Raw genomic sequence first — 12,172 nt, forward strand, 5'->3', positions numbered from 1 at the left:
TGGGGGCTGTGCCCCCAGACCCCCCATCGGCCCTGAAGGGGCCTCGTCCTCAAGCGCCGGACGGGCTGGGGTGCGGGTCTTGTCCTCAGGCGCCGGACGGGCTGGGGGTGCGGGTCTTGTCCTCAGGCGCCGGACGGGCTGGGGGTGCGGGTCTTGTCCTCAGGCGCCGGACGGGCTGGGGGTGCGGGCCTTGTCCTCAAGCGCCGGACGGGCTGAAGGGTGCCCCGACGTCGCGTCGGTAACGGGGGGTGTGGGGCGGGCGTAGCGTGTGGGTATGTCGAAGTACGGATCTTTTCCCGGTGCGCGTCCTCGGCGGCTGCGTACCTCGCCCGTCATGCGGCGCATGGTCGCCGAGACCCGACTGCACCCGGCCGACTTCATCCTGCCCGCCTTCGTGCGGGAAGGGGTGAGTGAGCCCGTGCCGATCTCCGCGATGCCGGGGGTCTTCCAGCACACCCGGGACAGTCTCAAGAAGGCCGCCGTGGACGCCGTGGCGGCCGGGGTCTCCGGGATCATGCTGTTCGGGGTGCCGGAGGAGGGCAAGAAGGACGCCCTCGGGACTTCTGGCACCGATCCGGACGGGATCCTCCAGGTCGCCATCCGGGATGTGCGGGCCGAGGTGGGGGACGACCTGCTCGTCATGTCCGACCTCTGCCTCGACGAGACCACCGACCACGGGCACTGCGGGGTACTGGACGACGAGGGGCGCGTCGACAACGACGCCACCCTGGAGCGGTACGCCGAGATGGCCCAGGTACAGGCTGATGCCGGTGCGCATGTCGTGGGGCCCAGCGGGATGATGGACGGGCAGATCGGGGTCGTTCGCGATGCCCTCGACCAGATCGGGCGCGAGGACGTCGCCATCCTCGCCTACACCGCCAAGTACTCGTCCGCCTTCTACGGGCCCTTCCGGGAAGCCGTCGGTTCCTCGCTGAAGGGGGACCGCAAGACGTATCAGCAGGACCCCGCCAACGCCAGGGAGTCGCTGCGGGAGCTGGCGCTCGACCTGGAGGAAGGCGCCGACATGGTCATGGTGAAGCCGGCCGGGCCCTATCTCGACATCCTCGCCCGGGTCGCCGACGCCGTGGACGTGCCCGTCGTCGCCTATCAGATCTCCGGCGAGTACTCGATGGTCGAGGCGGCTGCGGAGAAGGGCTGGCTCGACCGGGAGCGGGCCATTCTGGAGACCCTCACCGGGATCAAGCGGGCCGGCGCGCAGAACATCCTCACCTACTGGGCCACCGAGGCCGCCCGCATGCTGTGAGCCTGGCTGTGAGTCTGCCCGAGCACGGCTCCGGGTTCGTGTGCCGATCGTGTCGGTCGGCCGGACGTCGATGACGGGCCCTCGTCGCGTACGCCCTCTCCGTCCTCGCACGCCGTGAGGGTGGTGAGGGCGACGAGCGCGACCGCCGTGGCGGCGAACAGACGCGTACGGGACCTGCGTACGGACATGGGTGTGCCCTTTCCGGGGTGAGGGGGAGGGAACGGGGAGCGGCGGGAGACGGTGCCGTTCGACCGGCTACAGCTTGTGCCGTGATCCGTCCCAATGCCATGGTTCCCGGCGAATCCGGGACGCCGGTCGATCCATCACTGCGCTGACCTGCTGGGATGCCGTCCGGTTCGGGGATGGTCCGGGACGCTGGGGTCCCGTTTCGGGACGGCCGCGGCGGGGTCCGGGACGGTCCGACGGACGATTTTCGATTTCGGAACGTCAACTGCGGTCGGCGGCTAGGTTGTTGTCCGTCGAAGAGGTTTGGACCCAGGCTCCCCAGGGAGAGGCCACATGAGCGGCGATGCTCTCAGTCAGGACCCCGCCGAGCTGAGAAGGAGGATCGACAGCACCAAGGCCCACCCGGCCCGGGTCTACGACGTCTTCCTCGGCGGCAAGGACAACTACCCGGCCGACCGGGACGCCGCCGCGGCGGCACTCGCCGCCAACCCGCGCGGGTACCTGGACGTCCGGCACAACCGCGACTTCATGCGCCGTGCGGTCACGGCGATGGCGGCGGACGAGGGCATCCGGCAGTTCCTCGACATCGGCACCGGACTGCCCACGCAGGACAACGTCCACCAGATCGCCCAGCGCATCGCCCCGGACACCCGGGTCGTGTACGTCGACAACGACCCGATCGTTCTCGCCCATGCGCGTGCCCTGCTCACCAGCGGGCCCGAGGGCCGTACCGACTACGTCGACGCGGACCTCGCCGACCCGGCCCAGATCCTCGACCACGCGCGCAAGACCCTCGACTTCGACCGGCCCATCGCGCTCGTCCTCGCGGCGGTCCTGCACTTCGTGGCGGAGCCGGAGGCGTACGACATCGTGCGCGAGCTGGTCGACGCGCTGCCGTCCGGCAGCCGACTCGTCCTCAGTCACCTCACCGAGGATCTGAACCCCGAGAACATCCGCGCGGTCCAACGGACGTACACCGAGCGCGGGTTCACCTTCGTGCTCCGCTCCAGGGCCGAGGTGGCACGCTTCTTCGAGGAGAACGGGCTCACCCTCGACGAGCCGGGCGTAGTGCCCGCCCACCACTGGCGTCCCGACGGCGGCGCCCCGCTGCCCGAGCAGGTCGAGGCCTCGTATTTCGACTCGCTCGACGACATCGAGAAGGTCCGCTACCGCGATATCAACGACGTCACGGACGCGGACATCAACGTGTACGGGGCGAGTGGCCGCAAGGGGTGAACGGGGCGGCTGCGTCCGCGTCGTGAAGGAGGAGGCAGGCAGGCCTGCGGGTCAGGGCCGGGCTCACCGGCAGGTGGTCAGTCCCACCAGAAGGACCAGGTCTGCTTGGCCAGCAGTTCGTGTTCGGCGTAGGCGCGCAGGGTGGTGTGGGTTCCCTGCGTGATGTTGTCCGGGCAGAACGCGAAGTGCTCGGCGGCTGCCGCCTCGGCCTCGGCGAGAGTGGTCGGCGGGGTGGCCACGGACAGCACCAACTGGTTGAAGGTGAGCGCCAGGACCCGTATGCCGAAGCGGTCCTCCCAGGAGCGGAGCACCGCGCAGAGGCGGGCGGTGTCGCTCTCGTAGTTCGCGGCGCCCGACCAGCCGACGGCGGCCGGGATGTCGGCGGAGCGGCGGGCGGGGACCAGGGCGAGGCGTGGTTCCTTGAGGGAGGAGCCGGGGGCGAGGAGTGCGTCCGCCAGCCGGGCGGCCAGCGCGTCGGCGGCCGTCTGCTCGGCGGCAGGGGTGGCGCCGAGGGCGCTGGGTGCGAGGCCGGGCCAGGCCTCGTCCTGGGCCGCGTACTCCTCCCAGAACCCGGTGAGGACCTCTTCGGCGTCGTGGTCCCCGGGGTACGAGGTGTCGGCGGGCGTCAACTCCCAGTTCTCCGGCCCGCCTTGACCGTCGCCCACCTCTATGACCACCGGGACGAGCCCGGCGGCCCGACACGCGTCGTGGTGCGCGGTCCAGCCGCCGGGGGCGGAAGGCGCGTCGGCGTGCCAGAGGAGCGGCTCGTGCCACGGGCCGTCGTCCGTCGCGTCGATCAGCCTCCCGGCCGGGAGCGCGAGGCCGAGCGCGCTGCCGGTCGGGTCGGTCGCGAGGTGGGGCAGCGGGTTGGGAAGTGTCGCCATGCCGGTGACTGTAGGGCCTGCCACTGACAATCGGTTCGGGGCGGGCGGTTCGGGGTGCGCCCCTGCGTTTCAGCGGGTCAGTGGGTCAGCGGGTCAGCCGTAGACCCTGCCCTGCTTCACGACGTAGTGCGTCGGCTCGGAGCAGCCGATGGACGGTGTGATCAGCAGGCTCACGTCGAGCGGCGCGGGCTCCGTGCTCGCGGTCGAGAACTCGCAGACGGCGCCCTTCCCGGTCAGCGGGAACCAGAACCACCCGTCGACGTCGCCCACGGTGACCAGGTCGGACTGCTTCCAGGCGCCGCCGGACTGCGTGTACACCTGCAGCTCGACGGTGGCGGCGTACTGGTCCTCCGGCGACCGCTTCGCGGTCAGGGTGATCTTGTAGTCGCTGCCGAGGACGGACGAGGCGATCACCTTCGTCTGCGGTGCGGCGGCCTTGGTGGCGGCGTTGGAGGCGGTGGCGCCGGCGGTGCCGAGGGCGGCCACCGTGAGGAGGGCCAGGGCCGCGGTCGTGGTGCGACGGCTGCGGTTGCGGATCAGGTTCATTTGTTCCCCCGTGGAACGAATTGGACTGAAAGGTCTGTTTGGTTCCTACGGTACTGAAGACGCAACGCGCTGCCTCGTGGTTGCAGGCGGTTTCCGTGGGGCGGGGCAACGGTTCGAGATCGTTCCGGTGTCGGCGAGGCCTCGAAGTCGCGTCGGACTGGCTTAGAAGTGGCAATGAAACAGCCATGGTTCGGCAGCCTGCGGGTCTCGGCGCCGTGAACGGACGGTGATTGTGTCGCCCACTACCGATGATCTTGCGGAGATCTGTCCTGAAATCGGCGCCCGGGAACCGCCGTCAGCTCTGTGTAGTGAGCAGGTTTATGCCCATGACCTGCAACGACCAACCCTGTTGACGAGTTCCCGCCAGGCTCCGTAGCTTCTCCCTCTGGCCTGATCCGCTCGGTTGGCCCATATCGTTCCCTGGGGGGAAGCAATGAACTATTTCCTCGACGTGCTCAAGAAGTACGCGGTGTTCAGCGGGCGTGCGCGCCGCAAGGAATACTGGATGTTCGTCCTGTTCGCGGGCATCGCCTACCTCGCGCTGCTCGCCATCGGTTACGCCATCGACATGGTGTGGATCGCGTTCGTCCTCGAACTGGCGATCCTGCTCCCCGCCCTGGGTGTCGCCGTCCGTCGGCTGCACGACACGAACCGCTCGGGCTGGTGGATCCTCTTCGGCCTCGTCCCGCTCGTCGGCGGGATCACGCTGCTGGTCTTCTACTGCCTCGACGGCGACCAGGGTGAGAACCAGTACGGCCACAACCCGAAGTACGCCCCCGCGCAGATCTGACCTTCGCGCCGAGGGCATCGTCCCCGTGCCCCACGCTTCGGCCGCCCGGTTCCGTGCCGGGCGGCCTTCGCGCTTCCCGGGCGCCGAACCGGACGGCACGGGCCGCCACCGCTCCGCCGCAGGCCCGTGGTGGACGCGGAACGCCGGAAGCCGGGCACCCCGAGATGAACGGGTGCCCGGCTTCCGGCGTTTCCTGATGTCAGAGACGCTCGGGCGTCCTGATGCCCAGCAGGGCCATGCCCTGGTGCAGGGTCTTCGCCGTCACGTCGCACAGGAACAGGCGGTTCTCCACCTGCTGTGCGGTCTCCGCCTTCAGGACAGGGCACTTGTCGTAGAAGGTCGTGTACAGCGAAGCCAGTTGGTACAGGTACGCCGCCAGTTTGTGCGGGGCGTACTCCTGCGCCGAGTCCGCGACCGTCTCCGCGAACGCGTCGATGTGCAGGGCCAACGCCCGCTCCGCCTCGGCCAGTTCGAGCTCCGGGTGCGGCTGCGGGCGGACCTCGCCGGCCTTGCGCAGGATCGACTGGATACGGGCGTACGCGTACTGGAGGTACACGCTCGTGTCGCCGTTCAGCGAGACCATCTGGTCCAGGTCGAACTTGTAGTCCCGGTTCGCCGACGTCGACAGGTCCGCGTACTTCACCGCGCCGATGCCCACCTGGGCGCCCCGCTCGGCGATCTCGGCCTCGGAGAGCTGGCCGAGTGTGTCCTTCTCCCGTACGACCGCCGTCGCGCGGTCCACCGCCTCGTCCAGCAGGTCCACCAGGCGTACGGTCTCGCCCTCACGCGTCTTGAACGGCTTGCCGTCCTTGCCGAGGACCGTGCCGAACGCCAACTGGTACGCCTTGACGTCCTCGTCGTTCAGCCAGCCCGCCCTGCGCGCCGTCTCGAAGACCATCTTGAAGTGAAGGGACTGGCGGGCGTCGACCACGTAGATGAGGTTGTTCGCCTTGAGGTTGAAGACGCGGTCGCGGATCGCCGAGAGGTCGGTGGCCGCGTAGCCGTAGCCGCCGTCCGACTTGCGGATGATCAGCGGGACCGGGTTGCCGTCCGGGCCCTTGACGTCGTCGAAGAAGACGCACAGAGCGCCCTCCGAGTGGACCGCCACGCCGGACTCCTCCAGGAGGCGGCACGTCTCGTCCAGCATGTCGTTGTAGCCCGACTCGCCGACGATGTCCGCGTCCCGGATCTCCATGTCCAGCTTCTCGAAGACCGAGAAGAAGTAGATCTTCGACTCGTCGACGAACCTCTGCCAGCTGGCGAGGGTCGCCGGGTCGCCGGCCTGGAGGTCCACGACGCGGAGCCGGGCGCGGGTTTTGAACTCCTCGTCGGAGTCGAAGAGTTTGCGCGCCGTCTTGTAGAGGCGGTCGAGGTTCGACATCGCCTCCTCGCCGCTCGCCTCGGGGTCCGAGTTGCTTGATTTGTGGTCCAGCTCGTGCGGGTGCTCGTCCAGGTACTGGATGAGCATGCCGAACTGGGTGCCCCAGTCGCCGATGTGGTGCCTGCGGACCACGTTCTCGCCGGTGAACTCAAGGAGTTGGACCACCGCGTCGCCGATCACCGCGGAGCGGAGGTGGCCTACGTGCATCTCCTTCGCCACGTTCGGCTGGGCGTAGTCGATGACCGTCGTGCCCGGGTGGGCGGAGAGCGGTACGCCGAGACGGGCGTCGGGGTCGGCGGACCTGGCCGCGAGGTTCTCGACGATCGCCTTGTCGGTGAGCGTGATGTTCAGGAAGCCGGGGCCGGAGACCTCGATGTCCTTGATCAGGTCGCCGGACACCACGTTGGTGACGACCTGGGTCGCCAGGTCGCGGGGGTTGGCCTTGGCCTTCTTGGCGAGGGCGAGGATGCCGTTCGCCTGGTAGTCCGCACGGTCGCTGCGTCGCAGCAGCGGGTCCGCGGGTGCCTCCGGCAGGGTTGCCGTGAGGGCGTCCGCGAGGCGCTGGTTGACGGTGGCGGTGAGGGACTTGACCGGGGCCATGGAGTGGGTGCCGTTCTCCTGGTGGGTACGTGTGGATGGGGTCAGTATCCCATGGGGGGCAAAGGGGTTTTCTTGGGCGCGGGTGGGGTTTCTTCGCCCCCGCCGCCCCTACCCGTCCCATCCTGTTCCTGGGGGCTGCGCCCCCAGACCCCCCGTCGGCCCTGAAGGGGCCTTGTCCTCAAGCGCCGGACGGGCTGGGGGTGTGGGCCGCGGGGTGGGAGGGGAGTCGGCCTTGGACGGGCCTTGTCCTCAAGCGCCGGACGGGCTGGGGGTGTGGGCCGCGGGGTGGGAGGGGAGTCGGCCCTGAACGGGCCTTGTCCTCAAACGCCGGACGGGCTGGAGGTGCCGGCCGGGGTTGGAAGGGTGCGGAAAGGCGTTTTCGTGGTTCTGGGTGGACCTGGGAGAATGGGGCGGTCAGTCGTGCGACCGTACCGGCTGGCCTTGAGGAACTCTCAGAAAAAGAGGACGTGCCGATCGTGGCTCAGAGCACCGAGACCACCGACTGGGTCTCCCGTTTCGCGGATGAGGTCATCGAGGAGTCGGAGCGCCGAGCCCCGGGAAAACCCGTTGTCGTCGCGTCCGGGCTGTCTCCCTCCGGTCCCATCCACCTGGGGAACCTGCGTGAGGTCATGACCCCGCATCTCGTCGCTGACGAGATCCGGCGCCGGGGGTACCAGGTCCGGCATCTGATCTCCTGGGACGACTACGACCGGTACCGCAAGGTTCCCAACGGGGTCGAGGGTGTGGACTCCTCCTGGGCCGAGCACATCGGGCGGCCGCTGACCGCCGTACCGGCGCCCAAGGGGTCCGCGTACCCCTCCTGGGCCGAGCACTTCAAGGCCGCGATGGTCGACGCGCTCGCCGAACTCGGTGTCGAGTTCGACGGGATCAGCCAGACCGCGCAGTACACCTCGGGTGTCTATCGCGAGCAGATCCTGCACGCCATGAAGCACCGGGGCGACATCGACGCCATCCTCGACCAGTACCGGACCAAGAAGGTCCCCGGCAAGAAGCCTCAGCAGTCGCAGAAGCCTGTCGACGATGCCGAGGTCGAGGCCGCCGAGGGGTCCGGGGCCGCCGGGGAGGACGACGGGAGTTCCGGGTCCGCCGGGTACTTTCCGTACAAGCCCTTCTGCGGTGGGTGCGGCAAGGACCTCACCACCGTCACCGCCTACGACGACGACAGCACCGAGCTGACGTACACCTGCACCGCCTGTGGGTTCTCCGAGACCGTGCTGCTGAGCGAGTTCAACCGCGGCAAGCTGGTCTGGAAGGTCGACTGGCCGATGCGCTGGGCGTACGAGGGGGTCGTGTTCGAGCCGAGTGGGGTCGATCACTCCTCTCCCGGGTCCTCGTTCCAGGTCGGCGGGCAGATCGTCGGCAGCGTCTTCGGCGGCAAGCAGCCCATCGGGCCGATGTACGCCTTCGTCGGCATCAGCGGCATGGCCAAGATGTCCAGCAGCAAGGGGGGCGTGCCGACGCCCGGCGACGCGTTGAAGATCATGGAGCCGCAGATCCTGCGCTGGCTGTACGCCCGTCGCAGGCCCAACCAGTCCTTCAAGATCGCCTTCGACCAGGAGATCCAGCGGCTCTACGACGAGTGGGACAAGCTCGACGCCAAGGTCGCCGACGGCTCCGCGCTGCCTGCTGACGTTGCCGCGCACTCGCGTGCGGTGCGTACGGCGGAGGGCGAACTGCCGCGTACGGCCAGGGCGTTGCCGTACCGGACGCTGGCCTCCGTCGCCGACATCACCGCCGGTGCCGAGGACCAGACGCTGCGCATCCTGGGTGAGCTGGACCCGGCTGATCCGCTGGTCTCCCTCGACGAGGTGCGGCCCCGGCTCGACAAGGCCGAGGCCTGGATCAACACGCAGGTACCGGCGGACCAGCGGACCGTCGTGCGGGACGAACCCGACACCGAGCTGATCAAGTCCCTCGACGAGCAGGGGCGGCAGTCGCTGCGGCTGCTGGTTGACGGACTTGCCGACAACTGGTCCCTGGACGGTCTCAGTCACCTCGTCTACGGCGTGCCCAAGGTCCAGGCCGGCTTCTCGGCGGACGCCGGGCCGAAGGAGCTGCCCGCCGAGATCAAGACGGCCCAGCGGACGTTCTTCGCCCTGCTCTACCACCTGCTCGTCGGGCGGGACACGGGGCCGCGTCTGCCCACGCTGCTGCTCGCGGTGGGGCAGGAGCGGGTGCGGGTCCTGTTGGGGGAGTAGGGGACACACGCGGTGGTGAGGAGGGGCGTTCGGCTGTGCCGGGCGCCCCTTTTCGCCGTCGTACGGCCGCTCACACCGCCCAGCGGGCCGCCGCCGCTCCCAGTACCGGGAGCACCGACAGCGCCACGCCCATCACGAGTGGGAAGGGGCCCCGCTCCCGCACCACCTCGCGCGGTGCGAACGCCTTCTCCAGCGCCGCGTCCGTCCGCCTCGTCGACAGCGGGGTCAGGGCCGCCGGGACGACCAGGACCACCTCGTACCAGCGCAACCGGTCCTCGCGGGGAACGGGCAGGGTCCAGGAGGATATCCAGCCACGGAACGGCAGCAGGGCCAGCAGGATTCCCCACAGGAAACCGGTGCACGCGGCGAGCGCGGCCGGCCAGGGGATTCCGACGGCGTGGCGGAGGATCAGGGCCAGGGCCACGAGCAGCGGGAAGGGGACGAAGGGAATCAGGCGTTCGTGCTTCGCCGGGATCCAGCGGAGCAGTACGCAGGTGGTGAGAAGGTCGGTGAGGGCGGCTGCGAACACCCACAGGACGGTCGGCATCACGGCGTCACAGGGTGGCGACGATCGCCGCCACGACGGCCGCGAAGGTGAGAAGGAAGACCGCGGTCTGCCGGCCTGTCAGCTTCTCGATCGGCTGCCCCGAGCGTGCCTGATCCATCATGTGTCCGATGAACCGGGTGAAGACGACCCTGGTGACCGCCAGACCCAGCGCCATCGCCGTGAACAGCATCAACGCCGTGTTCTCGCCGTCGTCGGGGGACCCCTTCGTGCTCAGGCCGATGACCACCGCTCCGCCCATCGGTGGCAGCACAGCCAGCCACTTGTGCTTCCTCTCGGGGAGCAGGGACTGGATCGCCGCTGCCAGGGCGAGGCCGGCCACGAGCGCCGCGATCCACCACTCGGTGCGGGTGAAATGGGAGGTCAGCACGGACGTCCTTCGCTGCGTACGGGTCTGGCGGGGCGGGGTGACGCGGGCTCACACGCCGTGTGCGCACGCGCCACCCCGGGGATACGACGGTACGCGGCTACCAGGTGACCCAGCCGATCACCGTGGTGGTCACGTCACTGGCGGCGTTGGAGATCTTGGCGCCGAGGTTCTCGGCGAGGGCACCGAACTCGTCGCCCGCGCCGAACTTCTTGAAGATCTGGCCCTTGGCGAAGAACACGCCGCCGAGTGCGGTGATGCCGAGCGCCTGGTGGAATTCGCTGCTGTTCCAGCCGTAACCGAAGCCGGCGAAGATGGTGCTCACTCCCTGGAGACCCCAGGAGGTGAGACTTGCCCCGGAGGCGAGCCCCAGCAGGGGCAGGCTGAACGGAGTGGGGAACGCGCCGAGGATGCCGAGCACGACCCCCGCCCCGCCGAACACCGTGCTCCAGTGGCCGGTGGCCTTCGCCCAGTCCTTGGCGTCGCTCATGTCCTCGGGCCACATGCCCCAGTAGTCGGTGTCGCCGGTGCCGTCGTCGTTGTCGGCGGTCTGCGACGGGTTGGTGCCGTTCTGCGCGTTCTGCCTCGCCTTCTCGGCCGCTGCGCGGGCGGCCTCGGCGGCTTCGGCGCGCCGCTTCGTGGCGACGATCGCCCGGGCCTCGCTGGCCGCTGCCGCCGCTGCCACCTTGTCCTTGCCGGCCTGTGCGGCGGAGGCCGCCGCGGCGGTGGCCGAGGCCTGCGCCGAGGCGGCGGAGTTCACCGCCTGCCGCGCGGACGACACGGCCTGCCGCATCGAGTAGTTCGCGCTGCGGGCGGCGCCGCGCGCGGAGGCCGCGGCGGACAGGGCGTCCTTCGCCGACTTGGCCGCGGCGGTGGCGGACCGGTCGGCTTCGTCCGCGTTCGCCCGCGCCTCGGCCGCCGAGTTCTCGGCGTCCTTGGCGTAGTTGTTCGCCTTCTGCGCCCACTCGGTCGCCTCCGCCGCCGCCTGGCGGGCCTCCGCCGCTGCCTTCGACGCGAGGGCCGCGTCCTGCAGGGCCTTCGCGGCCACCTTCGCGGCGTGTGCGATGGAGGCTCGGATGGCGGCCACGTGGGTGGCCTGGTCCTGGTCGAGGCGGGCGACGTTGAACTTGTCGCGGACGACGAAGGCGCGCCGCATGCGGGCGGAGCCCTCCAGCACGATCTGCGCCGCCGACTTCATGTACGGGCCGCCGGTGTTGAGCAGGCGGAAGATCTCGACGCTGTCGTCCTCCTTCGTCGCCCCCGCCAGTTCGAGGTTGACGAAGCGGTGCAGGGCGAGTGCGCGGCCGTCCGCCAGCGCCGCCTCGGCCTTCGCCTTGACGGCCGGCCCCGGGTTCGCGTTCAGGATCTGGAAGACGAGGACACGGTTGTCCTCGGCCGCCGCCTCGACGACCCCGGTGGCGAGGAAGTCGCCGGCAGCCGTCGGGCTGTCGTCGGCCAGGACGGTGTACGCGGCCTGGGCGACCTTGGCGGTGGCCACGGACGAGATGGCGGCGACGTTCTCCCGGTCGTCCTGCCGCTGGGCGAGGAGACGATCGGTGCCGACCCAGTTGACGATGTCCTCGTCGTTGCCGGAGAGGGCGTACTCGGCGGCCTCACGGGTCCAGCTGCCGGTGGCGTCGAGGAGATGGACGGCGGCCTTGCGGCCGGTCGCGACGGCGGTGGCGGTGTCTCCGCCGTTCAACGCGGTCTCGGCGGCGGAGATCAGGTCCTTGATCTCCGAGGAGGTCATGTCCGCCTGGGTGCGCTGCTGGTAGGCCTTGGCGGCGTCGTCGGTCTCGGCCTGGGCCCTGGTACGGGCTATCAGGACGCCCAGCTCGGTGTCCTCGGCGATGCGGGCGGTCTCGGCGTCGCGGGCCGCCTTCTCGACCTCCTGGGCCTCCTTGACCGCGGCGGCGGCCGTGTTGGCCGCCGCCACCGCCGCGTTGGCGTACTCGGTGGACCGCTTGGCGTACTCGACCGCCTCGCCCGCGTGGGCCGCTGCCTCGTCGGCCGCGTCGGCGGCCTTGATCGCGTGGGCGGCGGCGCTGTTCGCGGCGTCGCGGGCCACGCGTGCGGCGGCGGCCGACCTGGCCGCCAGCGTCCGCGCGGTGCCCGCGGCCCGGGTGGCCCGGGC

Annotated in this window: 10 protein-coding genes and 1 pseudogene; 4 read left to right on the forward strand and 7 right to left on the reverse strand. The window is 70.0% G+C overall.

Annotation, left to right across the window (positions count from 1 at the left end; translation table 11 throughout):
* Window positions 1-274 precede the first annotated feature (274 nt).
* Window positions 275-1,264, forward strand: a complete 990-nt coding sequence (hemB, locus tag PV734_RS45390; protein WP_319098686.1) for a porphobilinogen synthase — start codon at window positions 275-277, stop codon at window positions 1,262-1,264.
* Here hemB and PV734_RS45395 read toward each other — a convergent pair.
* Window positions 1,231-1,452, reverse strand: a complete 222-nt coding sequence (locus PV734_RS45395) for a hypothetical protein (RefSeq protein WP_319295168.1) — start codon at window positions 1,450-1,452, stop codon at window positions 1,231-1,233. The two genes, hemB and PV734_RS45395, sit on opposite strands and share 34 nt — an antisense overlap.
* Before the next feature lie 331 nt (window positions 1,453-1,783).
* Here PV734_RS45395 and PV734_RS45400 point away from each other — a divergent pair, with 331 nt between their 5' ends.
* On the forward strand, window positions 1,784-2,686 hold the full coding sequence (locus PV734_RS45400; RefSeq protein WP_319098688.1) for an SAM-dependent methyltransferase: 903 nt from the start codon (window positions 1,784-1,786) through the stop codon (window positions 2,684-2,686).
* Window positions 2,687-2,763: 77 nt separating this feature from the next.
* Here PV734_RS45400 and PV734_RS45405 read toward each other — a convergent pair whose 3' ends face one another.
* Window positions 2,764-3,570 carry a DUF4253 domain-containing protein gene (locus PV734_RS45405; protein ID WP_319295170.1) on the reverse strand — a complete coding sequence of 269 codons (807 nt, stop codon included), beginning with the start codon at window positions 3,568-3,570 and terminating at the stop codon, window positions 2,764-2,766.
* A 93-nt stretch (window positions 3,571-3,663) separates the two neighbouring features.
* On the reverse strand, window positions 3,664-4,116 hold the full coding sequence (locus tag PV734_RS45410; protein ID WP_319098690.1) for a hypothetical protein: 453 nt from the start codon (window positions 4,114-4,116) through the stop codon (window positions 3,664-3,666).
* Window positions 4,117-4,549: 433 nt separating this feature from the next.
* Between PV734_RS45410 and PV734_RS45415 the strand changes: the two genes are divergently transcribed.
* The gene (locus tag PV734_RS45415) at window positions 4,550-4,906 is read left to right on the forward strand and encodes a DUF805 domain-containing protein (protein ID WP_319098691.1); all 357 of its coding nucleotides are present in this window, start codon (window positions 4,550-4,552) and stop codon (window positions 4,904-4,906) included.
* A 199-nt stretch (window positions 4,907-5,105) separates the two neighbouring features.
* Here PV734_RS45415 and argS read toward each other — a convergent pair whose 3' ends face one another.
* Window positions 5,106-6,887, reverse strand: a complete 1,782-nt coding sequence (argS, locus tag PV734_RS45420; RefSeq protein WP_319295171.1) for an arginine--tRNA ligase — start codon at window positions 6,885-6,887, stop codon at window positions 5,106-5,108.
* Window positions 6,888-7,354: 467 nt separating this feature from the next.
* On the opposite strand from argS, the gene lysS reads away from it, so the two are divergent.
* A complete protein-coding gene (gene lysS / locus PV734_RS45425) occupies window positions 7,355-9,106 on the forward strand; it encodes a lysine--tRNA ligase (protein ID WP_319098693.1) in 1,752 nt (583 codons plus the stop codon).
* Between the two features lie 70 nt (window positions 9,107-9,176).
* Here the strand turns inward: lysS and PV734_RS45430 are convergent, their stop codons facing one another.
* The 3 genes and pseudogenes from PV734_RS45430 to PV734_RS45440 all read right to left on the reverse strand — a co-directional run.
* Window positions 9,177-9,656 carry a hypothetical protein gene (locus tag PV734_RS45430; protein WP_319098694.1) on the reverse strand — a complete coding sequence of 160 codons (480 nt, stop codon included), beginning with the start codon at window positions 9,654-9,656 and terminating at the stop codon, window positions 9,177-9,179.
* 4 nt (window positions 9,657-9,660) lie between these two features.
* Window positions 9,661-10,041 carry a hypothetical protein gene (locus PV734_RS45435; protein WP_319098695.1) on the reverse strand — a complete coding sequence of 127 codons (381 nt, stop codon included), beginning with the start codon at window positions 10,039-10,041 and terminating at the stop codon, window positions 9,661-9,663.
* A gap of 97 nt (window positions 10,042-10,138) precedes the next feature.
* Window positions 10,139-12,172: pseudogene (locus tag PV734_RS45440) on the reverse strand (ALF repeat-containing protein); the annotation flags it as partial.

The organism is Streptomyces sp. AK08-02 (assembly GCF_033795085.1).
Taxonomy (GTDB): Bacteria; Actinomycetota; Actinomycetes; order Streptomycetales; family Streptomycetaceae; genus Streptomyces; species Streptomyces echiniscabiei.

Excerpts from the sequence above, each read along its gene's own strand:
- hemB (WP_319098686.1), top strand. The coding sequence starts at position 275 with ATGTCGAAGTACGGATCTTTTCCCGGTGCGCGTCCTCGGCGGCTGCGT.
- PV734_RS45395 (WP_319295168.1), bottom strand. The coding sequence starts at position 1,452 with ATGTCCGTACGCAGGTCCCGTACGCGTCTGTTCGCCGCCACGGCGGTC.
- PV734_RS45400 (WP_319098688.1), top strand. The coding sequence starts at position 1,784 with ATGAGCGGCGATGCTCTCAGTCAGGACCCCGCCGAGCTGAGAAGGAGG.
- PV734_RS45405 (WP_319295170.1), bottom strand. The coding sequence starts at position 3,570 with ATGGCGACACTTCCCAACCCGCTGCCCCACCTCGCGACCGACCCGACC.
- PV734_RS45410 (WP_319098690.1), bottom strand. The coding sequence starts at position 4,116 with ATGAACCTGATCCGCAACCGCAGCCGTCGCACCACGACCGCGGCCCTG.
- PV734_RS45415 (WP_319098691.1), top strand. The coding sequence starts at position 4,550 with ATGAACTATTTCCTCGACGTGCTCAAGAAGTACGCGGTGTTCAGCGGG.
- argS (WP_319295171.1), bottom strand. The coding sequence starts at position 6,887 with ATGGCCCCGGTCAAGTCCCTCACCGCCACCGTCAACCAGCGCCTCGCG.